This is a genomic window from Stenotrophomonas sp. ZAC14D2_NAIMI4_6 (assembly GCF_003086875.1).
Lineage (GTDB): Bacteria > Pseudomonadota > Gammaproteobacteria > Xanthomonadales > Xanthomonadaceae > Stenotrophomonas.
Genome location: NZ_CP025996.1, coordinates 2576138 through 2599046 on the forward strand (window position 1 = coordinate 2576138; position 22909 = coordinate 2599046).

General features: G+C 63.4%; 26 protein-coding genes. 5 read left to right on the plus strand and 21 right to left on the minus strand.

The features are described 5' to 3' along the window. Positions 1-121: 121 nt before the first annotated feature. Complete coding sequence (locus C1933_RS11845; protein ID WP_108753424.1) at positions 122-1306, plus strand: site-specific integrase; 1185 nt, start codon at positions 122-124, stop codon at positions 1304-1306. Between the two features lie 12 nt (positions 1307-1318). On the opposite strand, the gene C1933_RS11850 is transcribed toward C1933_RS11845, so the two are convergent. Together C1933_RS11850 and C1933_RS11855 are read right to left on the minus strand one after the other, a co-directional pair. Next, the gene (locus C1933_RS11850) at positions 1319-1981 is read right to left on the minus strand and encodes a hypothetical protein (protein ID WP_108753425.1); all 663 of its coding nucleotides are present in this window, start codon (positions 1979-1981) and stop codon (positions 1319-1321) included. Positions 1982-2241: 260 nt separating this feature from the next. Further along, positions 2242-2685, minus strand: coding sequence for a Rid family hydrolase (locus tag C1933_RS11855; RefSeq protein ID WP_108753426.1), 444 nt, complete (start codon positions 2683-2685; stop codon positions 2242-2244). 471 nt (positions 2686-3156) lie between these two features. Between C1933_RS11855 and C1933_RS11865 the strand changes: the two genes are divergently transcribed. After that, positions 3157-3615, plus strand: a complete 459-nt coding sequence (locus C1933_RS11865) for a carboxymuconolactone decarboxylase family protein (protein WP_108753427.1) — start codon at positions 3157-3159, stop codon at positions 3613-3615. A 38-nt stretch (positions 3616-3653) separates the two neighbouring features. Here C1933_RS11865 and C1933_RS11870 read toward each other — a convergent pair whose 3' ends face one another. Then, on the minus strand, positions 3654-4013 hold the full coding sequence (locus C1933_RS11870) for a hypothetical protein (RefSeq protein WP_325051500.1): 360 nt from the start codon (positions 4011-4013) through the stop codon (positions 3654-3656). Positions 4014-4592: 579 nt separating this feature from the next. Continuing rightward, complete coding sequence (locus C1933_RS11875; RefSeq protein ID WP_108753429.1) at positions 4593-5207, minus strand: hypothetical protein; 615 nt, start codon at positions 5205-5207, stop codon at positions 4593-4595. 61 nt (positions 5208-5268) lie between these two features. Here C1933_RS11875 and C1933_RS11880 point away from each other — a divergent pair, with 61 nt between their 5' ends. After that, the gene (locus C1933_RS11880) at positions 5269-5559 is read left to right on the plus strand and encodes a hypothetical protein (RefSeq protein WP_108753430.1); all 291 of its coding nucleotides are present in this window, start codon (positions 5269-5271) and stop codon (positions 5557-5559) included. Here the strand turns inward: C1933_RS11880 and C1933_RS11885 are convergent. Both C1933_RS11885 and C1933_RS20115 read right to left on the minus strand, forming a co-directional pair. Then, entirely contained in the window at positions 5541-5990 is a 450-nt protein-coding gene (locus C1933_RS11885) for a BLUF domain-containing protein (RefSeq protein WP_108753431.1), read from the minus strand. The genes C1933_RS11880 and C1933_RS11885 overlap by 19 nt on opposite strands. 465 nt (positions 5991-6455) lie before the next feature. Then, the gene (locus tag C1933_RS20115; protein ID WP_159093989.1) at positions 6456-6629 is read right to left on the minus strand and encodes a hypothetical protein; all 174 of its coding nucleotides are present in this window, start codon (positions 6627-6629) and stop codon (positions 6456-6458) included. 94 nt (positions 6630-6723) lie between these two features. On the opposite strand from C1933_RS20115, the gene C1933_RS11895 reads away from it, so the two are divergent. Further along, positions 6724-7389, plus strand: a complete 666-nt coding sequence (locus C1933_RS11895; RefSeq protein ID WP_108753433.1) for an SOS response-associated peptidase — start codon at positions 6724-6726, stop codon at positions 7387-7389. Here C1933_RS11895 and C1933_RS20120 read toward each other — a convergent pair. From C1933_RS20120 to C1933_RS11945, 10 genes are all read right to left on the minus strand, one after another. After that, the gene (locus C1933_RS20120; protein ID WP_159093990.1) at positions 7386-7865 is read right to left on the minus strand and encodes a hypothetical protein; all 480 of its coding nucleotides are present in this window, start codon (positions 7863-7865) and stop codon (positions 7386-7388) included. The genes C1933_RS11895 and C1933_RS20120 overlap by 4 nt on opposite strands. Before the next feature lie 2 nt (positions 7866-7867). Beyond that, positions 7868-9133 carry a hypothetical protein gene (locus C1933_RS11905; RefSeq protein ID WP_108753435.1) on the minus strand — a complete coding sequence of 422 codons (1266 nt, stop codon included), beginning with the start codon at positions 9131-9133 and terminating at the stop codon, positions 7868-7870. An 11-nt stretch (positions 9134-9144) separates the two neighbouring features. Next, positions 9145-11982, minus strand: a complete 2838-nt coding sequence (locus tag C1933_RS11910; RefSeq protein ID WP_159093991.1) for a hypothetical protein — start codon at positions 11980-11982, stop codon at positions 9145-9147. A 12-nt stretch (positions 11983-11994) separates the two neighbouring features. Beyond that, positions 11995-15753: a phage tail protein gene (locus C1933_RS11915; RefSeq protein WP_108753437.1), complete on the minus strand. Its 3759-nt coding sequence runs from the start codon at positions 15751-15753 to the stop codon at positions 11995-11997. A gap of 65 nt (positions 15754-15818) precedes the next feature. Beyond that, positions 15819-15986 (minus strand): hypothetical protein, encoded by a 168-nt coding sequence (locus C1933_RS11920; RefSeq protein ID WP_159093992.1) that lies wholly within the window; start codon positions 15984-15986, stop codon positions 15819-15821. Positions 15987-16042: 56 nt separating this feature from the next. Further along, positions 16043-16789 (minus strand): hypothetical protein, encoded by a 747-nt coding sequence (locus tag C1933_RS11925; RefSeq protein WP_108753439.1) that lies wholly within the window; start codon positions 16787-16789, stop codon positions 16043-16045. Between the two features lie 22 nt (positions 16790-16811). Beyond that, entirely contained in the window at positions 16812-18785 is a 1974-nt protein-coding gene (locus tag C1933_RS11930) for a hypothetical protein (RefSeq protein WP_108753440.1), read from the minus strand. 3 nt (positions 18786-18788) lie between these two features. Beyond that, the gene (locus C1933_RS11935; RefSeq protein ID WP_234412123.1) at positions 18789-19025 is read right to left on the minus strand and encodes a hypothetical protein; all 237 of its coding nucleotides are present in this window, start codon (positions 19023-19025) and stop codon (positions 18789-18791) included. A gap of 56 nt (positions 19026-19081) precedes the next feature. Continuing rightward, positions 19082-19456: a hypothetical protein gene (locus tag C1933_RS11940; protein ID WP_108753442.1), complete on the minus strand. Its 375-nt coding sequence runs from the start codon at positions 19454-19456 to the stop codon at positions 19082-19084. Between the two features lie 127 nt (positions 19457-19583). After that, the gene (locus C1933_RS11945; RefSeq protein ID WP_108753443.1) at positions 19584-20054 is read right to left on the minus strand and encodes a hypothetical protein; all 471 of its coding nucleotides are present in this window, start codon (positions 20052-20054) and stop codon (positions 19584-19586) included. A gap of 111 nt (positions 20055-20165) precedes the next feature. Between C1933_RS11945 and C1933_RS11950 the strand changes: the two genes are divergently transcribed. Continuing rightward, positions 20166-20672 carry a hypothetical protein gene (locus C1933_RS11950; protein ID WP_108753444.1) on the plus strand — a complete coding sequence of 169 codons (507 nt, stop codon included), beginning with the start codon at positions 20166-20168 and terminating at the stop codon, positions 20670-20672. Here C1933_RS11950 and C1933_RS11955 read toward each other — a convergent pair whose 3' ends face one another. From C1933_RS11955 to C1933_RS11975, 5 genes are read right to left on the minus strand one after another with little or no spacing between them, the layout of a single operon-like run. After that, positions 20673-21035, minus strand: coding sequence for a DUF3168 domain-containing protein (locus tag C1933_RS11955; protein WP_108753445.1), 363 nt, complete (start codon positions 21033-21035; stop codon positions 20673-20675). Continuing rightward, positions 21032-21535, minus strand: coding sequence for an HK97-gp10 family putative phage morphogenesis protein (locus tag C1933_RS11960; protein WP_108753446.1), 504 nt, complete (start codon positions 21533-21535; stop codon positions 21032-21034). Before C1933_RS11960 ends, C1933_RS11955 begins: the two co-directional genes overlap by 4 nt. Further along, complete coding sequence (locus tag C1933_RS11965) at positions 21528-21863, minus strand: phage head closure protein (protein ID WP_108753447.1); 336 nt, start codon at positions 21861-21863, stop codon at positions 21528-21530. The genes C1933_RS11960 and C1933_RS11965 overlap by 8 nt, the downstream gene beginning before the upstream one ends. Further along, entirely contained in the window at positions 21860-22339 is a 480-nt protein-coding gene (locus C1933_RS20245) for a head-tail connector protein (RefSeq protein ID WP_108753448.1), read from the minus strand. Before C1933_RS20245 ends, C1933_RS11965 begins: the two co-directional genes overlap by 4 nt. A gap of 1 nt (position 22340) precedes the next feature. Continuing rightward, positions 22341-22856 carry a hypothetical protein gene (locus C1933_RS11975; protein WP_108753449.1) on the minus strand — a complete coding sequence of 172 codons (516 nt, stop codon included), beginning with the start codon at positions 22854-22856 and terminating at the stop codon, positions 22341-22343. Positions 22857-22909: the final 53 nt, after the last annotated feature.

Below are 22909 nucleotides of genomic sequence, written 5' to 3' on the forward strand. Positions count from 1 at the left end.
TTCCGTGCGCTTCCGTGGAACCAGTCTCAGCCCTTGCGCCAGCTATGTTTCACCATCCGGACTGGTTCGCACGCCTTCGCGGGAAACCGCGTCAACTGGGCGGGTACATGGATGGGTAGGAATGGGTCTGAAGATCAATCGCTTGACGGTGAGACGGGTGGCCACGGTCACGGAGCCGGGCTACCACGCGGACGGTGGAGGCCTGTATCTACAGGTTACCGCTTCCGGAGCGAAGAGCTGGGTGTTTCGGTATCGCTTTGAGGGGAGACGCCCAGAGATGGGACTTGGCCCGCTGCATGTGATCGCTCTCGCCGATGCACGGGTGGCGGCTGATGCCGCGAGGAAGTTGATCCAGGCCGGCCAGGACCCTCTTGCCGGTAGGCGCGCCGCCGCCATGGCCACGTCATCCATCCCGACCTTCTGGGAAGCCGCTGTGACCTACATTGCGGAGCGCCAGGCCGGCTGGACCAACCCGAAACATGCCGGTCAATGGACCAGCACCTTGGAAACCTACGCCAAGCCGGTGCTGGGCGACCTTCGGGTGGACCGTATCGAGACGGATCATGTGCTTGCTGTGCTGAGGCCCATCTGGTCAACCAAGACAGAGACGGCCAGTCGCGTCCGGCAGAGGGTAGAGGCGGTGCTGGACTCGGTCACTGTCCAGAAGAAACGGACCGGCGAGAACCCGGCCAGGTGGCGCGGTCACCTGGCCATGATCCTGCCCAAGCCGACGGCCGTAACAAAGGTGGAGAACTTCGCTGCCCTGCCCTATGCAGAACTTCCCGCCTTCATGGCCGCGCTGGCGCGCCGGCACGGCGAAGCGGCACGGGCATTGGAATTCACCATCTTCACTGCAGCCCGCACGGGAATGACGCTCGGGGCAGTGCCAAAGGAGATCGACCTCCAAGCCGGCACCTGGACCGTTCCCGGTAGCCGGATGAAGGCAAAGGTTGACCACACGATTCCTCTAACGCCGGCGGCGCTGGCACTGGCCAAGCCCCGCATGCAGCGCGCGCTATTGTTCCCTAACGACCTCACAGGCGATCCGCTCAGCGAGAACGCCATGTTGGCGTTGCTCAAGCGCATGGGGTTTGGTCACATCACCGTTCACGGGTTCAGGTCGACCTTCAAAGACTGGGCTAGCGAAACCACAGACTTCTCTGACGACCTCTCAGAGGCCGCTCTGGCTCACAGAATCCGGGACAAGGCGAAGGCAGCCTACAAGCGAGGTACGATGCTGGAAAAGCGGCGAGTGTTGATGCAGAGCTGGGCAGATTTCTGCCTCCAGCTGCTTTTGGCAAATTGAGATATTCACCAGCTATGCAACGCCGGCCCTCTTGGCACGATGGAAAATCAGGTTCAGAAGCAAGAGCGTTGTATGGAGAAATGCTGCGCGGACTTCATCATACCTGGTGGGCGAGGGATCAAAATCAGTAGGGCCCAAAACCAGACTGACTAGCACTGCACCGTCAGTCCGTGGAGAACTACCGTCGTGCTGCTGCAATAGCTGCTTTATATGAAAGTCAGAAAAATGGATGGCGCCAGAAGTCGTGCGATAGACGTCTTTGATCCAAGACTCAAGCGGGGCTATCTGCTCAATCAGCCACCTATCACTGGCTTTTTCCGTCGCGCCCCGAAACTTGAAATCTTTGATGCTCTCACCTTCAGCAACCCTGCGTGCGAACGACTCGGCCGTCATGCCCGGCGTCTCTTCCGCCCAGTACAGAGCATACGAACGAGCAACGGTGTCAAGATTCAATCGAACCATTGTCATAGCCATCTGGCCGTTGTGGTCATCAACTGCCTGCAGAAACGCCCTCTCCAAAGAAAGGGTCCGCCTGACAGCGGCAAGCAGGAAGTGCCTCTCGTTCTCCCGCTGAGGAGGGAAGGCAAAAAGGAGGTTCGAGACGTCGTAAAGGCTCTTGCGGGCTCGGTCGTAGTCACCCGCATCCCCAAACTGATCCGCGCTATTGACATCCATTCGGATTCACTCCAAGCAACGGCTTAGAAGTCTGCCTGACTGTGAACCGAAATCAAAGACTTGCTTTGACTTCATTTCTGGAGCATGCCGGTCGGGACCATTGCGCCACAACACGGAGTGCCCGAGTTTTCTGGAGGCAGAAGAGTCAGACCGGGCGGCACCAGGGCGGAGCCTGCCCTCACCCGCGCCTTCAATTGATCTGGTGCGCAGTACCTGGCAACGGTGAGCCGGGCGGGAGCATGCTCCGCCCGGCACCCGCTTTAGCCTTGCACTTCCGCCCGGAAGGCAATTTCAATGAGCTGCTCCGGGAACGCCAGGGCGGAGACACCGATGAGGTTGCTGGCAACCTGCGGCACCGGCTGGCCATACACGGCAGGCCGGACCTTACCACTGGCTGCGAAAGCCGCCGGAACGTCGATGACGAATAGGGTTTCTTCGACCACGTCAGCAAGCGACCCGCCGAGCTCGGCCAGCAGCACCTGCGCGTTCTCATAGGTGCGCCTCATTTGGGCTTCCATGGTGTCGAAGTTGGCAGGCCTGCCGTCCGCACCAAGGTCGGCAGGTGCGACCAACTGCCCGTCCGGTGTATGCGAAAGCTGGCCGGAAACGAAGATCGTGTTGTTAACGCGGACTGCTTGAACGTACCCGTAGGCCGACTCCCACGGCACGCCGAAGCTGGCGGTCTTGCGATTGGTTGCGGTCATCGTCGCTCTCTCTGTTGAAAAGGCGAGTCTGGCAAGCACGCACCGTCCCCCGCCTCCCCTGAAAGGGGGATCAGGCGTGCGCTCGCGGCAACTGGCTTCTCCCTGCCCTAACCCACGCCTTCATCGGATCCTTAGCCCTGGGCTTGGTCACCATCGGCGCCTGCCGTGGTTCCAGCGCCGCTTTGACTCTGGCGGCGGCAAGCCTCGTCCAGGCGCTGGGCCTGCTGCAGTTGCTCGCGCGTGGGCGGCAGGCCGGGGAGCAGAGACGCTGGCTGAATGGGCGTGCTATCGGTCAGGCGGGCCACCGCTTCTCGCAAGGGCACGCCCGGGTAGAGCCTGGCCGCACACCAGCGTTCGGCAAAGCGCTTGCCCTGCCGCACGCTATCAGCTGTCACGAACCGTCCCTGCTCGGCGTCCCTACCTTTGAGTGGACCGACTCCGGCCCACACTTAGAGGAAAAGGACGTTAGAAATGAACCGAGCGAACTGGTTTGTGGTCTCTCCGGAGGGTGCCAAAGCGGTTGGACAGCTCCATCACTTTGTGACCAACGGCACATCGTTGCCCTCAAAATTGATCCACCTAGTGTTCTTGCGCGTTTCTCAACTGAACGGATGCGCGCACTGCATAGACATCCACACACGCGATCTGCTCAAGGAAGGCATGCCCTTCGACACAATCACACTTCTGCCTGTATGGCACGAAGCCGCGTACCTCTTCTCGGAGCAAGAGCGCGCCGCATTGGCATGGGCTGAGGAAGTGACGCTTGTCAGCGACACCCACGCATCTGACGAGGCGTACCAAGCCGTGGCCGCGGCCTTCAGCGAGAAGGACCTTGTAGATCTCACGCTCACCATCGCGGCAATGAACGCGATCAATCGGCTAGGGGTGAGCTTTAGGCTCAAGCCCCGTGCCAAGCCCGCTACCGAGTAACGGCACCCGCGAGCGCTGGGCATTGGCCCAGCGCCGCGTCAGCGCCGCTTTGATCCGACTTTTGCCTCCCTCAACCGAGCCTTAGCGGGATCCGTCAGTCTGGGCTTGGTCTCCGCCGGCGGCCGGATCGGCTCCAGTGCAGGCATCACTCGGGCGACCGCAGCCGCAGCCGCCTCGTCCAGGCGCTGGGCTTGCTGCAGTTGCTCGCGCGTCGGTGGCAGGCCGGGGGGCAACGGCACCGGCTCAATGGGCGTGTTATCGGTCAGGCGTGCCACCGCTTCGCGCAAGGGCACGCCCGGGTAGAGCCTGGCCGCACACCAGCGTTCAGCGAAGCGCTTGCCCTGCCGAACGCTGGCCACGCGCACATCCTTCACCTGCCAGAACTTCTGGCCTTCCATCCACAGACGGAGGCCTGGCTGGCCATCTGGCACCACGCTTGCCGTCTCCCGCCCGTTGTACCAAAGCGCCCAGCGATCCCCCGTCTGGACCCATCCAGACGGAATCGGGGCGGAGCGGATACCTTGGTAGCTGCTGGGGGTGAGCATGGCCAAGAGAATACGAACGTTGGTCGCACACCCTGCGAATGCCACTTTTATGAATCGTTCACGGCGACGTGAGAGACTGCCGACACTTGGCTCTTCTCCGACACGAAATCCTTCGTGTCCGTGTCCAGCCCCTACCTGGCTAGACACATGTCCCCCCAAAGCCCTTTCCAGATCCTCAGGATCCGCTCGACATTTTGTCTGAATGGAAGCTTCGATGAGATCGAAGCAATCTTCTGCAAGTGCTCGGCCTGTGACTACGTCGCTCGCCTATCGAAAGGAGAGGGGCTAGCCCATGATCCGAATGTGATCGTGCTGACCTGCCCCGCCTGCGACGCCACAGCAGACGTGCCTATTTCTGAACTTCGGGAAAAGTGGGCCGAGCAAGTACGTCGCGACCGGCTACTTTGGAACGCCGGCATTGATCCAGACGATCTATACGGGCCCTAGGTCTGAGATCAGCGCCTGAGTGGACTTAAGGCTGGCAACGAGAAGTCGCCCTCCTGCCACCGGACGGCCAGCCTTTTCATTCAGCCAGACCGATTGGGCGCGCCCAGCAGCCAGCACTGCCTCGGGAGCGAAGCTGTCGGGTCTCCCCTGTAGTGGCTCCCCAGGGGACGCGAGACCGCCGGCCAACGGTTGGACCACCGCGGCCGTGCCGCTGTCGCTTTTCGCATAGGCGGTGGCCACCATGCGCCCCGCGCGGGGTGACCAGCCCCCCAGTACCAACTCGGTGCCGAGTGCCTCCCGCGGTATGCCGGCGTCAAGAGCCGCCCTCTCATAGGCCGGCCACAGCTGATCCACCACCAGGCCCAGTTCTTTGCCCAGCTGCTCCATGGTGAAGTCCGCTCGGAAGCTGGCCTGCAGCGCAAGCTCATAGATGCGCAGGAAGAACTGCGTGCTGCCCCGGGTGGCGAGCACCAGGTTGTGTTGGGGGATCAGGAGCAGCTTCGCGCCCGAGGATTTCGCCCCGGTAAGAGCGTCTTCGGCGAGGGTGTCAACGGCGACCAGCAGCTGGTCAGGACGCAGTAGAACGTTGAGGATGCTCATGTCGCGCGCCGGATGGCCTGCGCAGACTATCCGTCCTATTCATTCTCAAGTCGAGCCTGTCATGACACCCACGGTAGAGCAGTTGTCTGAGCGACTGGACGCATGTGAGATGGAGCTAGAAGCGCATCGTGCCTATATCAAGGCGATGGAATATGCACTGCGAGCGCTTGTCTTGACCCATCCGGCGTCCGTGCGGCTCTCCGAAACCTGGCAGCGTCTTTTGCCCAGCATTGCTGCGAAGCATCGGGACAGCGGCGGCGATCTATTCGCCGCCGCGTTCCAACAATCGCTGGCTGTGCTCACCGAGCAAATCGGAGAACACGGGCCAGGGGATCAAGCGGCCACAGCGTAGGGCTCTACCAGCGCGACCAGCAGGTCCATCGCTGTAGGGTTAGAGTCTTCGGCATCTCCGCGCTGACTGAACCCAGTCCAATCAGCGTGCGCTACCCTACGAAGATCGTCAGCCTCGACAGGCAGCCACTTCATCGGCCAGAACGGCAGGCGTCGCTGACCAACCCTACCCCGCTGCAGCTCTACGACGCTGTGGTGACTGCTGGCGCTAAGCACTCGAGAATAAGCGACTGACAGCCCGTCCTCTGGACCCTCCAAGTACTGGCAGAAGCGTTCACCATCGAAGAGGAGCACCCCCGTAACTCCGGCATTACGGTTGAACCGGGCCGCATCGTCCACTATCTGATCAAGCTTTCCGTTGGACAGGCCCAGCTTGTCGCCGGCAATCTCCTCGCCGGCGGTGCTCACGTATACAACTGCCCTGATGGGCATTGCGCACCTCCTTGGTAAGGCACGACCCTATCAGGGTCAAGGCCACGTCAACGTGATGTAACGAACCTTTGCACAACGATGCAGGAACTAATCTTGCTGAATGTGGGCCTTCATCACAGAATGCGGGCGCCCATAGCGGCAGCATTTCAAAAAAGAACCGGTACTTCGTAATGCCCGACACAGGCCTTTTCTACGTTCTCGATCTTGATGCGACGCGTAACGCAAGCGGCAGCTTGGAGCGTGTGAACGCAATCACTGTCCGGTGCAATCATTGCCAACACGTCACGCAGTCTGCGGTGCCGCAGCTGGAGACGCTGCCAGGGGGCACCCTGCTAGTGTGCGTGGGATGTGGCGAGCGACAGGCTGTAAGCAATGCACGTTTGGTTGAGTGCGAACACGTTCTCTCTCCAACACCCTCTCCCGCAATGTCCGCCTAACTCGCGCCGTACGCGGGGGGATCTTTAGTCAGGTTAAGGCCGAAGCTAGCATCGCGTGCCCTGCAGATGTAAGCCCGATCTCGCCTTCTTTTGAGCCGGCCGCGTAGCCCTCCCCTACCGCCCAACCTCGTTCTACTGGCGAAACGACCCGGCTGGCTTCAATAGCCCGCAAGATGGCGATCTGCACGTCGGTCAGGCTCATGGCGAGACGCTCCGAATGTTGTCGCCGCAGGCTACGAGGCTAACCGTTAGGCCTGTGTCACGCGGCCTTTCGGGTGCCACGGTACGGTAGCGCCATGTGCGGCCGATTCGTCCAGCTTCCCGTTGTGAACTTCGGCCAGCCGGGCATGGCGGACCTTGCTCCCGGCCTGGCCGAGATCCAGTCCAGCTTCAACCTTGCGCCGACGCATCGCGCGTCGCTGATCCTGGACCGCGGCGACGGGCGGCAGGTCACCCGGATGGCCTGGGGCCTCCTGCCCTTCTGGGCCAAAGCCAAGGGTCTGCAGGGCTCAACGATCAACGCCCGCATCGAAACGGTGGCCACCAAACCCGCCTTCCGCTCTGCCTTCAAGAAGCGCCGTTGCGTAGTGCCCATGGCTGGCTACTACGAATGGTCCATCAGCCCCGAGGACGGAAAGAAGGATCCGTGGTTCATCCACGCAGCCGGGCCACTGCTGGCCGCAGGCCTGTGGGAAGACACCAGCCCGCTTCTACCCGACGGCAACCTGGGCACCTTCACCATCATCACCGGGGACAGCAGCGGGGTGTCGGCAGATATCCATGACCGCATGCCGGTTTGGCTGCAGGCCGGCCAGATCGATGAATGGCTAGCCGCAGGGCCAGACGATGCCATGGCCATGCTGCTGGCCAGTGAGCCGCCAGCGATGGAAGCGTACCGCGTCAGCCGCGCGGTGAACTCCCCCAAGAACAACCGCGAGGATCTGCTGCAGGCTGTGGCTTAGGAGATGGCCACCGGCGGCGCGGCCTCAGCGCCCAGAGGCAACTCCACCGCACCAGGCCACGGGTAAGCTTCCGGTTGCGGCAGCATCGGGCGTACCTGATCCCACGTTTCGATTCCCTCTGGCGGATTCTGCACCAACGCGACCAGCGCCAGGTTTACGTCGTCGCGCCATGCCGACATTGCCTGCGCTTCCTTTCGATACTGCTCTACGCTGCTGTTGAAGTAGCTCACGCAGCTTTCGATGCTGTCGTAGCCACGCGCCACGGCCACGTTACGCATCCATGCGAACGCTGCATCACGAATCGCGCGGTAATGCTCAGGCGAGTGCGGAGCCGGGCCAACCAGCTCGACCTGGGCAGGTTCGTTGCCTTCGGCCAGCCACGCTTCGTATGCGTCCCAATCACGATGCCCGCGAGGGATATGGGCGCCAGTTTCAATGCAAAGAATGCTGTCAAGGTTTTCAGTAAGCTGATACATGATTAAATCTCAGCGTCTGCGGTGAATTGGAAAGATGCGCCCCAACTACCTGCGCCGGGGGTGTAATTGACCTGTGCGCCGCTAGTACCAGCATTAACAATGCTGTTCACTGTGCCCGCCGCACCGGTATTGCCACTGGTGCGGTTAGTCTCTCCTGTGCCATCCGAATAAATCACAAGTGCAGGGATGGCCCGCTTGGTTACACGGAAGCGGATATCGGACGTGCTGGCACCGCTGGTGCTTCGGTCATAGAACGTATTAATCCGACCCAAGCCGCTGACACTACCTGGATTAATTTCCAAGTTGTAGCTTTTTTCATAGTACCGCTGGCACAGCGTCAATTCGTACCCCAAAGGGCGGAAGTCGAATTCCGTTGCTTTCTCGCCGCTTTCAAACTGCACCTGCGCGAGTTCAAAAAGACCAGTCTGATTGATAAGCTGACCGCCGAACAGTTCGGGGCGATTGTCAGAGTAGAAGAAGCACAACAGCAAATTATCGTTGGCGCCGTATGTCTTCCCAGCAACAGCCGGCACATCAAACGTAGCCGTGAACTTCTGAAAGGCGGTTCCGAGGGTGAGCAATGGCCCGTCCACCTGCACAATCGCCGAGCCACCAGAACCGAACACCTGTTGGATAAGAAGGCCCACCTTCTTTCCCGCTACTCCGCTCCGCGCCCAGAACGAAACAGTGGCCTTACCACCGGCAAAGGTGCTGGCGTTCTCAATTCGCTGCCCCACCCATGCAGACGTTGTGCCCGCCACGATGTTAAAGCCAAGAAAACGGCGTGCCCAGGGAATTTCACCAACAGCCGGGGAGCCAATGCCCCAATTGCATTGGACACCGCCAGCCGCCGAGCAAATCCAGCGGTCTGCCGTGTAAAGCGCGGCGCTACTGACGATGCCCGAATTGCCGCGCTGACTGAAATCGAAGTTGCCATTGACCAAACGATTTCTACCAGTGATGCGGGCACTAAGGCTCTCCGCCTGCTGCTGCCGCGCAACTCGCTCAACGTCGAGCTGCTCACTAATGGCCGCGTCTGCCGCCCGACGTTCCTCGGTATCCTGCTGCCGCTCTAGCGCCTCCTGCTGCAGCTCAGCGCGCAGATCGCCAATGGCCTCGCCGGCGCCGCCACTGTCCGCCTCCAAGGCTTCCAGCCGCTGGCCAATTTCCGTAGTGTTCGCGTTGACCTTGATGTGGGTCGAGCGGGCGGACTCTCCGGTTTTTCCGTTCGGCGCAGGCGCGTCAATGTCGATGAGTTGAAGGGCCATTTCTTCTCCGATTACTGCTCTACCGAGATCATCGATAGGCTCTGCATGAGGGTTTGCCCCTGGAACGAACCAGAGGTGTGCGTCACGGTCTGCTCGGTAAAGCCGGTAATCACCGCGCGATACTGGACCGTGTCGGAGCTGGGGCTGGTGTCGTTGATGGTGAAAGCTCCGCCCCAGGACGAATCGGCCTCGTCTGGACCGTCGCGCTCGTTGTTGATGACCACGCCACCAGCGGCGTTGAGCACTTGCCACAGCGTCTCGTCGGCGTTGCCGATCTTTCGATAGACCTCCACCCGCGCGGTGTTCTGGCCTGCACCGGCAACGAAGCCTGTAGAGCCAGATGTGGTTTGCGTCCGCCGGTGGCGCCTGGTGAAGCTGACGGTGACGGTGCGTACGCGTCCATTGGTGGAGAACGGGCCGTTGACCAGCTCGGTTCCTATTGCCTGGGTGGTCGTGGTCTGCACGGCGTTTCGCAGCACGCCGGCTGAGAGCTGCCCACCGAAGTACGCACTGCCGCTTGCGTCCATCCACATCATGGCGTTGGCCTTGGAAGCGGCGGCGGCACCGACGTTCGGCCCGAAGTAGTCCACCAGGTTGTCACCGGCCGCGCCGAAGCCAGGGCCGATGATTCGCTGCGCCGCCCCCTTCCATACCCGCAGGTAGCCGGAGCGCCACTCCATGCCCTCGGCTGCGCCGTTGGGCGCGACGATCTCCATACTGTTCGTCAGGAAGCGCAGGCTGACCACGTTGCCGTCATTGCCCAGCTCCATGCCGCCGATCAGCGGCCCAGCCCCGCTATCGGCAATCAGGTGCAGAAAGGCCTTGGCCATTACTTGCGCCAAGCCGCCTTCCGTTTCCTGCACGCGGGCCTCCATGCCCTGCACAACTTGAGCACTGGCTTTCTCGCCCAGCTCGACCTTCACCCCCTGCAGGGATTCGGACACGGCTACGATCCCATCGGCGTTCTGCTCGACCGATGCCCGAAGCTGGGAGACGGCCTCGGCGGATGCCTTGCCCTCCAGCTCGACCTGCACCGCGTCCACGCGCTGCGCCTGCGCCGACACGTCGGTGGCGACAGCTTCAATCTGCTGCGTGGCCAGCGCCTTGAACTGCCCCACCTCGGCGTCCAAGCGGCTGAGGTTCATGGCCTGCGCCAGGTCACCCTCGGCGATTGCCGAATAGACCGTCCTTGTGCCGGCGTATACGTCCTCATCGCCGGCATACCAGTCCTCGTCGCCTGCGTGCGGACCTTCCAGCTGCGCAGTGACCGAGCTGACCCGCTCACCGACGGCGCGCAGTCCATCCTCGGTTTCCTCCACCCTTGCCGATACGGATTCCAGCGCCGCTGCGGACGCCACGGCCCCGTCGCCGTCCGGCATGCGGGCCTGCACCAGCTGGAAGGCCTCAGCGTTGGCGCTGTCACCGTCGGCCCTGGCCTGGCTCTCTTCCGTAATGCTGGCCTCGGTGGCCAGCACCCCGTCACCCAAGGGCATGCGGGCCTGCAGGACTTCAATCGCGGTGGCGCTGGCCTCATCTGCGCTTACGCGGGCATCCCGTTCAGCAGCGAAAAGCCCTGTGGCTACTTGGGAAATGTCCGTGCCGTCATAGTCGCCGCGCAGCTGCGCGGCCAGCGTCTCCCTTCGGCTGGCCTCGGCGCTGTCAGCGGCCACTCGGGCCCGTGCCTCATCCTGCACCAGGGCCACCCCGGCGCCCGGGGTCGGACGGCCGATGGCCACCCAGTCCAGCAGGAAGTAGTTAGCCACCGCCTGCTCATCGCCGAACTGCAACCGGATGGCATCGATCTCGCCCGGCCACCAGGCGATATCGGCCACGTCCACAGTCGCCACGCCGTGGTCGTCCCACAGCGGCTCAGGCACTGGCACGCGCTTCTCATCGTCCCAGGCCTGGTCGTCTGCTGTAATCCACTGCAGGGTGCCGTTCCACGCCGGCATGCCTACGCGCTTCACCCGCAGCTTGGCGAACCGATACGCGCTGCCATCAATCGCCAGAGCGGGCGGAGACTGTACCCACGGGGAATCGGCGCCGTTGGCCGGCCGCAGCCAGCCATCCATCACCGTTGGATCAGCGCCATTGCCGATCCATCCCTCGACGGTCGTGTCGAAGTACCAGATTTTGCGGCTGTCGAACTGCGTGCCGCTGCCGGCCACGACTTCGGACAGCGCGCGCGACAGCGATTCCACATCGCTCTGCCGCGTCTCTGCCTCCAGGCTGATTGCCGCCTCGCGCTCCAGCCGCTCATTGAGCACCGCATCGGCGCGGTCCTGCGCCTCCTGCGCGATCGCGCCCATGGCATCGGCCACGCCCTGCTCTCGCAGCACGGCCTCGGCCAGCAGATCGCGGGCAGCATCGGCCAGGCCATCGGCACGGGCTGCCGCTTCCAGCGCCTCGGCCTCGATCCGGTCTGAAATCTCCTTGCTCAACCGCAGCTGCTGCTCGATCAGGTCGGCGGTGGCCGGCGTCGGCGTTGCCACCACCACCGTGCCACCGCCCGGCTTGCCTCGCACCGTCGGGGTGATCCGGAACCACCACTGCGTGCCGCTGGCGTCGCTGTAGACGTAGCGGGTTTCGGTGGTCCGGTAGATCTCCGTCCACGGCCCATCCTCGGCCGGGCCACGCTCGATCACGTAGATGACGCCGGCCTGGTCCACGGCAGGCCATTCGAGCAGGACACCATCGGCCACCGGCGTCGGGGTCACCCCTTCCACCGGCGGTACATCCGGTGCCCGGTAGGCAACCGGGAACCAGTTCGAGAAGCGCGGCGCCGGCGGCATCGGGGACGGCAGAGCGCCCACGCCGATTTCCACCAGCGTGAGTTTCCGTTGCAGCATGGAGTTACCTCGTTAGGCGTTGAGCGAGTTGCGCAGCGCAGAGCTGGCCGAGTTCCGGACGCCCTGGGTGGTGGTCGAAAGCAGGTCCTGCAGCAGCCCCTTCACATCTGTCAGCAGCGCGTTGCTCTGCTGCACGGCGGCCGTGGTTTGCGCCTGCCCGTTGCTGTCCACCACCAGGTCGAACACGGCGCGGCTGAAGTTGTCCGGAAGCGCCTCGATCACATCGGCCAGTGCGCCCATGCTGGTGCCGTCCTCCATATCGAGGTCGCCCACCTTCATGCCGTCGATCAGGCCGGTGATCTGGTCGTACAGGCCGTTGTAGTCCTGGCCACTGGCGTAGAGGTTCCGGCCGAAGCCCAGCGCCGCCTGCGCGGCCGCCTGCGCGGCGCTGGTGTCGCCGCCCGCCACAGCCCGCTCCAGCTCCTTCATCGCCTCGCCCAGCTTCTCCTGGTCCGTCAGCGGCGACAGGTCGCTGATCGAAAGGCCGTACTGCATGGCCTTCTTGTCCTTGTCGATCTGCGCCTGCAGCTTGCCCATGTTCATGGCACGCAGGGCTTCGATCTTGGCCAGATCCTCAGCCCTTGCACCGGACAGGCCCAGCGCCTTGGCGTAGTCGTTGGCCGCCTTCACCTGCTGGCGGTAGGTCCGTTCGATGGTCAGCGCCTGCTGCTGGTAGCTGGACAGGTCACCGGTGAGCAGCTGCGTGGACACGTCCGCCATCAGCGTGGCGTAGTTCCCAAGCAACCCGGTCACCTTCTGGATCTGCGTGGCCAGGTCCGTGCCGGCGACGCTGGCCAGATCCTGGAAGTAGTCCACGGCCTTGTTGACCTTGTCGATTTCCAGCCCGGTCAGCGCGCGGCCAAGGTCGTCCGCGTTGCCGACGGCCAGCTCAATGGACGCGCTCAGGGCGTTGAACACGTCCGCCGAACCGAAGTAGCCATCCAGCTGCCCACCGAAGCCGGACGCTTTCACCGCCTCGGTGAATAGCCGATCCTGCATGTCGGCCAAGTAGGCCTCCAGCTGCTTCTGCGCTTCCTCCGAATCGGAAGACAGCTGCAGCTTGCCCAGGTCCACCCTCACCGATGCCAGCTGCCGGGTCAGATCCACGCCCAGCTGCTTGGCCAGGTCCGTGGTTGCCCCACGGATCTGCCGAGCCGCCATGTCGAACGTGCGATCAATACCCGGATCCAGCGTGCCGTACTGCGTCCACTTCTTGTCCGAACGGAACCAGCCGCCCTTCTGCTTCACATCGGCGTAGCTCTGGCCGTCCAGGCCACCGAACCCATACGAACCGGTGATGCCCTGTCCGGTGATCTTCGGGGCGCTGCGCCCGAAGGCCTTACCCATCAGGGAACTGCCGGAGAAGATGGCCGCGGTCTTGCTGTTCATCCCCAGCGCGCGGCCAAGGTAGTCCAGCGACATGCTGTCGATCATCACCGGCGTGAGCAGGCCGCCAGATGCCAGATGGCCGCGGTTCAACAGGTCCATCTTGTTCTGGTTTTCCAGCCCGAACCCTTCCTTGTACGCGCTGCCGGCCATCTGCATGCCCATGGCGATCAGGGCGGCATACGGCGCGAACGCCGCGACGCCAGCCAGCGCCCCCGTTGCCGCGCCGGCGGCGCCGGTCGCCGCACCGGTGGAGGCAGTGCCGCCGCCCGTCAACGCGGCCAAGCTCGCCATGCTGCCGCCCAGCGAGCTCGCTCCGGTCGCACTTGCGGCCGACGTGGCGCCGCCGAACAGGCCCTGGCCCTGCGAGAGCAGGCCAGCGATGGTGCTGGCATTCTGGCCACCCGCCGCGGTGCCGTTGCCACCGAACAGGCCCATGATGCTCTGCAGGCTCAAGCCGCCGCCCTGACCGCTGATCCCGTTCATGATCTGGGTTTGGATGGGGATGATCAGCTTCTGCTTGGCGATCTCCGCAATCATGTCGCGCAGCCCGCGCTTGGCGACGTTCTTGAGGTCATCCCAGAGGTTGTCGAAGTTGCGCAGGCCATCGGCAGCGAAGTCGGCGAATGCATCGACGCCATCGGACAGGCCGGACACGATCACGTTCGCCAGGGCCTCTGCATGGGCCGCCGATTCTTCGACCTGCAGCGACAGCTCGGCCGCCGCTGCAGCGGCGTCGAGCATGGCCCGCTCGTACTCCGCATAGCTGGAAGCGCCCTTGGCCAAGGCCAGCGCCCCCTTGCTGCCCGCAGCCTCCACGGCCTTCTGCAGCTCGTCGCGCATGTCCTTCTCGTTGACGAGCTGGCGGCGGTACAGCTCGCGCGCCCGGCCAACCTTGCCCAGCATCACCAGCTCGGAATCGAACGTGGCCAACAGCTGTTCCGGCCCGCCCATGGCCTTTTCGACCTCGGCCGCCACCTTCGCGTATTGCAGGGCGCTCTGCCCCATCAGCACATTTGCGTCGGCCTGGGCAATGTTGCCCTTCGACAACAGGTCGTTGTACTCGGCCATGTTGCCAAGATGCTTGGCCATCGCCTCGGCCAGAGGACCATCCATGGCGCCGGCGGCTTCTTCTGCCTGCTGCCTGTAGCGCGCCATCTCCTCGGCGCGCCGCTTGGCCTCATCTGCGGCTTTGTCTCCAGCGCCCTTATCGATATTCCCGGTTGGCTTGTAGCCAACGGACGCCGATTTCAGCGCGCTGTCGGGGAGCATCTGCCCGTTGTCGATCAGCGTGACCTGGGGGCCATACCTGCGCGTCAGCTCGCGCTGGATGCGCACCCTCTCGGCCTGCAGTCGTTCGGCCTCTTTGTCACGCTCCGCAGAAGGCGATTCCACGGAAAGCAGTAGACGACGACGCGCCCCCAACTCGCCCATCTTTTCGTTGAGAGCGTCTTCGGTTGCGCTACTGAGCGAGTCGGACGATGCACCCTCCAGAGCCTGCAGCTCGGCATAGCGGCCAATCAGGTTGACTATCTGAACAGCACCGTTCGCCATTTCCCCCGTCAGCTCGGCTACCCACTTGGTAGCGGAGGCAAAAGCGTTTCGCGTCTGCTGCGACGCCATGAACTCGGTGAGGTTGTTCAGTGTCGGCAGCAGCTCTTCGGCAACGCTGACCTTCAACCCCATCATCGCGAGATCCGCTTCCTGCGTAATCTCGCGCAGACGCACTGTCGCCTTCGTGGTCTTTCCATCGATGATCGCGCCGGCCGCCTCAGCCGCGTCACCCCATTGGCGGAACCCGGCGCTGTTGTTCCGCAGCAGGGGCATCAGCATTGAGGAATCGCTGGCAATGGCCTCCATGTAGAAGGTCATTTCGGACTGCGACAGGTTGGCCCGCTCCAGGCTGTTGAAGTACAGCCCGAGCGCATCTGGACCAGACAGCTTTCGCATCTGCTCCGCAGTGACGCCTGTGCGCCGTGCGATGTTGTCGAAGAAGTCGGCCATCGCGCCGCCGCCCGTCTGGACGTAATCACCGATCTTGTCCTGCACATCCTTGAGGATGTCGGCCAGCTTCTCGTGGCTGATCCCTACAACGTTCGCACCAGCAGCCATTCGCTGGAAGGCTTCGGAGCTGGTCCCAGCCAGCGTGCCCATGCGCTCGTACTGCACACTGAGGTCCGCGACCTGGCGCGACCAAGCAACAGCAGCTGCGCTGGTGCTTGTTATGCCGGCGGAGATCGCAAGCCCGATTGCGGTCCCGGCACGCTTCGCAGTGGCCTGCATGCGATCCATCGACTGCTCGAACTGGCGGGCGGCCTTGCCGGTATCCTTCACGAAGGATCCGGTCTTCATCAGCAGATCGACGGTGAGGGTGTACAGGGACATGTCGGCTCCAGAAACGAGAAAGCCCCGCACAAGGCGGGGCTTTTGACGGGCGCCGGGGATCCGGCTTACTTACCGAGCAGTTGCGCCTGGTGGCGCTCCGCCTGAATGATACGAGCCAGGGCGGCCAGGAATATTCCGAAGGCAATCACACCAACGCCCATGGTTGCTTTGGTGAGCATCAAGGCCCCCACAAGCGCGGCCAACAGACCCACAACGGCCAGAAAGATGTACATCCACGTCCCCCTATGATCGGTCATTCGGGGCATGATGCCATTGTTCTGCGGCTGGGTCAGGCCGGGACTTCCTCGTACTCCAGCGAGCCGGTGAAGTAGTTGCGGCTGATGTTCTCCGCGCTCGGCAGCTGGGTGGGATACCCATACATCGCCGACCTCGCCGCTAGCACGGGGTCGAACACCTTCGAAGCGATATCCCTGAACTGCGGCACCAGGCAGGACCGCCGGCGCCCGGCCATTGCGGCAGCAATCGTCTCCCAATCCACGCCACCGGCCAGGCCGCCGCCGCGCACCAGCTCGGTTGGCCGGCCCGACAGGTTGCAGGTCAGGCGTCGATACGTGGCGCCAGGCACCGTGTTGAGCTGCGCCCCTTTGGTGCGGGTGTGGCCGCTGGTGTCGATGGTGACGACACCCCAGCCATCGCTGATACCCACATCGACTGATCGGAAGATGGCGATCTCGCCGATATCGACGTTGAGGGCGGCGGTGGCGATCTCGACCGACACCACGCTCAACGGCGCACCGCCAAGCGGGAAGAGCCACGCGCACACGCTGCCGTCCGGCAGCTGGATCGTCGTAGCGGTTGCGCCGGCGGCGCGGACCTCGACGCCCGCCGGCACGCTCAGGCCCAACACCGCGATGATCCCAGGCACGATTGCCTGGGCAAGCGTGATGGTGATCGCGAGATCGCCCGTGCGCCTCACGCGGGTTGCGCGTGCGGGCTTGCCGTCGAAAAGCGCACTGCCCTGATCGGCGGTCAACCAGGTGCCACCAGTCAGGGTGGCAGTTTCCACCGCCGGCATTCCGAATCCAATAAGCACGCCCTTACCCCCACACCGTCAGCACCACGTCACCCGTGGCAGGGTTGCGCTCCACGCGCCGCACCAGCACCGGCTTGCCATCGGCAAGGCCGTAGCGACCGTAGGTCAGCCGGCCAACTTGACCGGGGAGCGGTGCCAGCTGCTGGTCGCCTCGCACGGTCACCTGGTAGAAGAACCGTTGCCGCTGGTAAATCGCCACCACGCGGTCGATTTCCGCTTGGGCGTCGGCCGCATTCCAAAACAGCGAGATCACCGGGTCGGCCGCATCGGCCCGGCGATAGTGCGGGTCCAACGGGCCAGCCGAGTACACCTGGCCCCGGTACAGCCCCGTCAGTTCGTCGCGGCGGGCCTGGGGAACGTCAATCACGTCCGTCACCAGGTCGGACGCACCCAACGCCTGCGCGTTCGGCCGGTAGGCCATGCGGCGGGTAAGGTTCGGCGCCTCGTCCGGCACCCCCACCAGATCGCTGGCCATATCGGCTTCGGACAGTTCAAACGCCATCTGGCCAGTGAACGATTCCGGCGCAACCACCTGGACGAATCGAAGGATGCCGGCCGCGTCTTGGTAGCACCCCACCCCGAAGCTGGGCAGGATCGCGTTCAACGCATCCCGGCCGGTGATCGAGGTGCCAGCGTAGTACCCAACGCCCGCATAGCCAGTGGCGGTGTCCACAGCCCCACAGTCAGCCGCCGACCATGCACCCTGCCCCAGCCTACGCATCACATCAGCGACGGCAGCAGTAAGCGTCGCAGGCGCCATGCCGGGCCCGATGCTGGAAAGGTCGGCCACCACCGGGGTTACCGGTGGCGACTTCATCAGCAACTGCTGCCCGTCCGGCGTGGTGCTGAACGTGCCCGGCTCCATCAGGTCGCCGCGGTCCATGACCGCTTCGACGAACACTGGCACGTCGGCCAGAAACATCGCCGTTGCGTCCGAGTTGCCGCCGGCGGCCGGCACGCTGGCCACCGCGCCGATCACGACCGGTTGAGGCTTCCATGCAAGAGACTCGATGTTGGGCAGGAACACGCCACGGTTCAGCGTCTGGCTCAGGTAATCGTGTGCGTCCCGCAGGTGCAAGGTCTTGCTGCCGTCGTCGTTGATCTCGATCTGATCGATTGCGCAGCGGAACGCTGGTTCCGCATCCGCCAGCATGGCGGACTCATCCACCATCAGGATTCGGACAGATTCGCCCGAACCACCGGAGAGCGCCAATGCGTCCAGCACCCCGTCGGCATCGGCCACCAGGCACTGCGCGGCCGCCGTCTGCGAAACCGGATCGCCACCCCAAGGCCAGAAGCTCAGCTCTTGCACCAGGCTGACACCCTCGGCGACAAGGCCTTCGTATCGAGCATTGGCCGGGCTGTCGCCAGGCGCGCTGAGCCAGTCGGCATCGGCCAACCTCACCGGGGGCGTGGCCGAGGCATTGGCATCGAGCTTCCACCCCGCCAGCGCCGCCTCGCTACGCGCGCCCCACTGCCCCGCATTCACCGCCAGACACAGCCCACCTGCCTTGGATGCAGCCAGACCCGCCGCGAAGTGCAATGGACCGGCCAGCAGCAGATCGCGCTGGTGGACCAGGACGCCATTGAGATACAGGTTCAGCCGCGAGGGGCTGCCGAAGGCAACGCGCAGACCCACGATATCGCCGCGGGCCACCACCGGCAGTCCGGTGGCAATGGCGCCGATTCCCTGCACCAGCCGCCCGGTGGCCAGCTCCCAGCCAATGCCATCCCCGTTGGAGCCGGGGGATTCATCCAGGGCCGCCGCCGCGGTCACGAAGCCGACCACTGCCGCCAGGTCGTCATCGCCCCACAGCGCGAACTCGACCCCCACTAGGCCATCGGCCAGCGCGAAGTCGGAGCGAGCGCAGCGGTTGGTATCGGCAGCCGCAGTAGTTGCCAGGGTGAGCCCTCCGTCGCGGGCCGCGAGCAGAGGGCCAATTGGAAGCGCGGCAAAGCGCCCGAAGGTATCGGCCATGGGTCATCCGAGTGATTCGAACCAGTCGTTTGCCTCGTCCTCGTCGGATCGTGGCACCAACGTGTCCAAGAAGTGCTGCATGTTGCGCTTGGTGCCACCCTGGCTGTGCGCAGCAGTGACGTACGCGATCAGCGCGGCCGGCTTCTGGTGGATGCTCACCGGGTCGATGGGGTTACGTTTGTGGAACTCCCACCACCACAGGAACTCCCGCCGAGACATGGTGGCGCGAAGCTCTGCCACCGTACGATGCAGGTGCCCGGCGAGGACGTGCCAAAACCAATCCTCGCCGCGCTTCCTTAGTCGTTTCCCGCTTCTTCCAGCAGGGCGTCGGCATCACTGCCGAAACCGGCGTGCTTGAGCGCGATGGACTGCAGGCTGGCCGCCACCTTGGGTTTCAGCTCGCCGGCCTGCTTTTCGGTGAGGACGCGCTGGCCGTCCTCGTTGCAGATCGTGGCTGCGATCAGCTTGGCGCGGTCGCCGGAAGCGTAGAGCTTGCGGAACTCCGTATCCGGCAGAGCACGCACGTAGAACTGGGCCTTGCTGCCATCCGGCAGCTCGATGGTATCCGGCTGCACATCCTTGGCCGCGAACATGCCCGCGTTGGTGAAAGCCTGCAGGATGCTCACCGGCTCCACCTGCTGTGAGTCGTTGGTTTCGTTGGTCTTGCTCATTGGCCGTTTCCAGGTATGGCGGCAGGGCGCGCGGACCGCGCACGGCTGACACGCGGTGGATCCGCGCGCCCTGCCAAAGAGAGTGGCCCGCTCGCGCGGGCCAAAAGAGAGAGCGCCGTTCGGCCGATCAGTCCGGGCGGTGCGTGGTGACGGCACCGGAACCACGAATGGTCAGCGTCGCCTTCCAAACGTCGTTGTCCGCCACGGTCACGGCGAAGTTCTGAACGAAGCCGTTGAACTGCTTGCAAAGCACGTTGTCCGGCGGGGTGATGACGCCAGCGACAGCCGCCGGCTTGGCAACGCCGGCCGTCTCCGACTCCGGCGCCGTCACCAGGAAGTTCACCACCGCGCCGGTGCGGTGCAGCTCTTCCAGCGCTTCGGAATCCTCGGCGTCGTAGATGACCTCGATAGTGGTGCTGCCGGTAGCCTTGCGACCGGCAACGTACTGATCCCAGTCATCGTCGAAGTCGGAGATATCGATCTCCGACGCTTGGCCATCAGGGAAGCCGACGGACCGCACGCGGGTCACCTTGATGACCTCGGCCGCGCCGATGGCAATGAACAACTGGGTGTGCTTGGACTTAAGAACCTGTCCCATGATCTACCTCTGCTTGGGGCCCGTTCTGGGCGATGGAAATGGGCAATCTCGGCTCAAGTAAAAAGAACTCCCGCCGATAGTCTGCTAACTGAGGGCAATGGACTGCGAGTAATGAAGAAGCTTTTTCACGCGATAGGATGGTTCTCCACGGCGGTCGCACTCGCGGGGTTTGTGGTTCTAACCATCAGCGAGGATCCCGAACAGTATCGACAGCCCTTCACCGATTTTTGCTTTGGGTACTCACTGGCGTTTATTGGCGCCGCCTGCATTACCACAATGACAAGCTATGTCTACGGCCTTACGGGAGCCGAACTAAAAGAGCAACTCAAGAGAAATAGGCCAGTTCTTGAGTGCATCGTCATCGCAATAGGAGCTGCCGTGTTCATCTCCTATGGAGCCATGGGACTGATTGGACCGCTGTTCTTCAAGAACCCAAGCAAATCAGTCGCAATCGGACTTGTTTTGGGGAACATTCTTTGGGCAGAGACAGCATCACGGCTAGCGATCGACTGGCTGAGGAAGCGCGCGCCGGACACTGGTGCTGTTGTACAGCCGATCGCCAGAATAGCGGATAAGAATTTGCGAGTTGAGCAGCGCCGAAAGAAGCTGCCCAAGTAACTACCGACGGGAAAGTAGACGCACGTCGAAGGAAATGCCTACAGCATCGGTGTCCTCGCTGTCGGGCGTCGGATTGTACGACTCGATGCAGCCAACTCTCTCGACCACATCGCGGATGGCAACGGCCACGTCATTGGCTTGCGTCAAGCTGTCGCCCCATACGGTCAACCGAACCCGCCAAGCATCGGCCGGAGACGGCTCGGACAGCAGGGCAGTGGGCGAACCGCCGACGACCTCCCAGGTCGCGTAGGGGAGCGACGTATCTTGGGGCGCATTCCCCAGCCACGCCCGGACGGGGTCGCCAAGAACCTGCCGGACGGTCGCGGCGTCCTGCAACAGCGTTTGGATCAGGGGCACCATCATTTCCAGCCGTCCTTCTTCAGTTGCTTCTCGAGCGCCGCCCAAGTCTCGTTGATGACCACCTGTGCAGCCTCCGGGCCCTTGGCTTCGCCAGCGGGGGTCAGGAACGGGGAGGCCCGAATCTTCTTCGTCCCGAACTCGACAAAGCGCCAGTAGTAGGCCCAGCCGGCTTCCTCGTACGTTCTTCCGACGCGGCCGTTGCGGCGATTACGTTTGGTGTTGGCGTACTTGCGACGGCGGCCAGTCTTCACCCCAACGGTGAAGTACTCGCCGCCCGCACCCACACCTGCACGCTGCCGGTTTCTGGCATTGGCCCTGCGGGTCACGATCTGCGAGGCCATGAACCCTGATTCTCGCGGCGCCCGCCGCCGGGCATCATCCCTGATGATGTTGCCGCCCTTGCGCATCCCCCTCTGCACCGATTTGCCTTGGATCGCCTTAGGCAACTCCCCTAGCGAACGCAGCAGGCCCTCCAGGCCCTGAATCGAAATCTGGTCAGCCATTGCTCAGCCCTGCCACGGCGATGATCGCCATCTCACTGCCGTCATTGCTGGGGGCGATGCTCTTGATGTCGAAGTTCCGGCCCCGGAACACGATTCGCCACAGCGGATCAACGTTTCTCGGCCGGATATCGAACCGTACCTGCTCCCTGTAGCGCTCCGCACCTGCAGCCACAGCCTCGGTTGTCGCTGCAAGGTTGTTGATCGCCTTCGCCCAGACAGACACGACCTCAACCCAGGTCGCCTTGTCCGGACCGCCAAGCGGGTCGCGCGTCACGGTCTTGCGCTCAAACCGGATGCGATGCTGCAGGTCCCCATCTTGAAGCGTCATGGCATCATCACCCTTCGATAGGGGCGCAGGAGGCTCCTGGCGCCAAGGGGAAGCTCGACCGCCGTGGCTCCAACGACCACGTCAGACCGGTTGGCGTACAGATGGCCGATGGTGAGCAACACCGCCGAGACAATGCTGGGGTTGACGACCGCCCCGTGGACGCTTGCCCCAGCGGCCAGCACGGCCTCCTGATAGGCAACTTTCGCAACCCGAATGGTCGCTGCGCGCTCCTCGTCGCTCTCGATGAAGACCGCATCGGCCAGGGCCTGGTCCCTGGCAGCCGCTGCCGCCCTCACTGATCCCGGGTACAGCGCCCTCGCAGCAGCCAGGTCGTCGGCACTCTCGTAGACCGTGCGATTGAGGTACGCCTGCGCGGCGTCGATTGCGCCGGCAATAGCATCCTGCAACTGCTCCACCGGGTAGTCCGCCTCCACCCGCACATGCGAGCGGGCCTGTGCGATAGAGACGATGGCCATATCAGTCCTTCTTGCCCTCGGCCAGTGCGACAGCCAACTTCTCCACGCCCCAGCGCTTGTCGAAGGGGATGTTCGACGCTTCCAGCTTCACGATCAGAGCGGCCTTCGCGTCGGTCGGCGTTTCATCTGCAACCGCCGCTGCTGCGACAGCCGCGGCAGTGGCTGCGGCCTTCTTCTCGTCTGCCTCAGCGGACAGGCGCTGCACGACTTCGGCGATTGCCGATTCGCGCGTGGCCGCACTCAGCGCGTTCCAGTCCTCGGCAGAAAGGCCGGAGGCGCCATGCGCGAGCGCAATCACGTCGCCAAGCAGGACCTCGACACCATCTTCGAAGTAGAACTGTGCAGGCTGCAGATCCGATCCCAAGAGGATCGTCGCGGGGGCCGGGCTCAGCGTAATTGCGCCGACGGAAAGCGCGCCGGCTTCCAGCTCAGGCGGGCAAGGATCACCGGTAACGAACTGAACAGGATAGATCTCACCTTTCGGCACTCCGCGAAAGGGCTTGATGAAGTTTGCCATTGTGGCTCCCAGATCAAAGGTTGGAAGCCGGGCGGCGCAAGGCCGCCCGGTCG

Excerpts from the sequence above, each read along its gene's own strand:
- C1933_RS11920 (WP_159093992.1), bottom strand. The coding sequence starts at position 15,986 with ATGTACATCTTTCTGGCCGTTGTGGGTCTGTTGGCCGCGCTTGTGGGG.
- C1933_RS11955 (WP_108753445.1), bottom strand. The coding sequence starts at position 21,035 with ATGATGGTGCCCCTGATCCAAACGCTGTTGCAGGACGCCGCGACCGTC.
- C1933_RS11845 (WP_108753424.1), top strand. The coding sequence starts at position 122 with ATGGGTCTGAAGATCAATCGCTTGACGGTGAGACGGGTGGCCACGGTC.
- C1933_RS11915 (WP_108753437.1), bottom strand. The coding sequence starts at position 15,753 with ATGTCCCTGTACACCCTCACCGTCGATCTGCTGATGAAGACCGGATCC.
- C1933_RS11975 (WP_108753449.1), bottom strand. The coding sequence starts at position 22,856 with ATGGCAAACTTCATCAAGCCCTTTCGCGGAGTGCCGAAAGGTGAGATC.
- C1933_RS11885 (WP_108753431.1), bottom strand. The coding sequence starts at position 5,990 with ATGCCCATCAGGGCAGTTGTATACGTGAGCACCGCCGGCGAGGAGATT.
- C1933_RS11965 (WP_108753447.1), bottom strand. The coding sequence starts at position 21,863 with ATGACGCTTCAAGATGGGGACCTGCAGCATCGCATCCGGTTTGAGCGC.
- C1933_RS11875 (WP_108753429.1), bottom strand. The coding sequence starts at position 5,207 with ATGAGCATCCTCAACGTTCTACTGCGTCCTGACCAGCTGCTGGTCGCC.
- C1933_RS11940 (WP_108753442.1), bottom strand. The coding sequence starts at position 19,456 with ATGAGCAAGACCAACGAAACCAACGACTCACAGCAGGTGGAGCCGGTG.
- C1933_RS11925 (WP_108753439.1), bottom strand. The coding sequence starts at position 16,789 with ATGCCGGCGGTGGAAACTGCCACCCTGACTGGTGGCACCTGGTTGACC.
- C1933_RS11850 (WP_108753425.1), bottom strand. The coding sequence starts at position 1,981 with ATGGATGTCAATAGCGCGGATCAGTTTGGGGATGCGGGTGACTACGAC.
- C1933_RS11950 (WP_108753444.1), top strand. The coding sequence starts at position 20,166 with ATGAAGAAGCTTTTTCACGCGATAGGATGGTTCTCCACGGCGGTCGCA.
- C1933_RS11855 (WP_108753426.1), bottom strand. The coding sequence starts at position 2,685 with ATGACCGCAACCAATCGCAAGACCGCCAGCTTCGGCGTGCCGTGGGAG.
- C1933_RS11865 (WP_108753427.1), top strand. The coding sequence starts at position 3,157 with ATGAACCGAGCGAACTGGTTTGTGGTCTCTCCGGAGGGTGCCAAAGCG.
- C1933_RS11870 (WP_325051500.1), bottom strand. The coding sequence starts at position 4,013 with ATGGAAGGCCAGAAGTTCTGGCAGGTGAAGGATGTGCGCGTGGCCAGC.
- C1933_RS11880 (WP_108753430.1), top strand. The coding sequence starts at position 5,269 with ATGACACCCACGGTAGAGCAGTTGTCTGAGCGACTGGACGCATGTGAG.
- C1933_RS11895 (WP_108753433.1), top strand. The coding sequence starts at position 6,724 with ATGTGCGGCCGATTCGTCCAGCTTCCCGTTGTGAACTTCGGCCAGCCG.
- C1933_RS11930 (WP_108753440.1), bottom strand. The coding sequence starts at position 18,785 with ATGGCCGATACCTTCGGGCGCTTTGCCGCGCTTCCAATTGGCCCTCTG.
- C1933_RS20115 (WP_159093989.1), bottom strand. The coding sequence starts at position 6,629 with ATGAGCCTGACCGACGTGCAGATCGCCATCTTGCGGGCTATTGAAGCC.
- C1933_RS20120 (WP_159093990.1), bottom strand. The coding sequence starts at position 7,865 with ATGTATCAGCTTACTGAAAACCTTGACAGCATTCTTTGCATTGAAACT.
- C1933_RS20245 (WP_108753448.1), bottom strand. The coding sequence starts at position 22,339 with ATGGCCATCGTCTCTATCGCACAGGCCCGCTCGCATGTGCGGGTGGAG.
- C1933_RS11960 (WP_108753446.1), bottom strand. The coding sequence starts at position 21,535 with ATGGCTGACCAGATTTCGATTCAGGGCCTGGAGGGCCTGCTGCGTTCG.
- C1933_RS11910 (WP_159093991.1), bottom strand. The coding sequence starts at position 11,982 with ATGCTGCAACGGAAACTCACGCTGGTGGAAATCGGCGTGGGCGCTCTG.
- C1933_RS11905 (WP_108753435.1), bottom strand. The coding sequence starts at position 9,133 with ATGGCCCTTCAACTCATCGACATTGACGCGCCTGCGCCGAACGGAAAA.
- C1933_RS11945 (WP_108753443.1), bottom strand. The coding sequence starts at position 20,054 with ATGGGACAGGTTCTTAAGTCCAAGCACACCCAGTTGTTCATTGCCATC.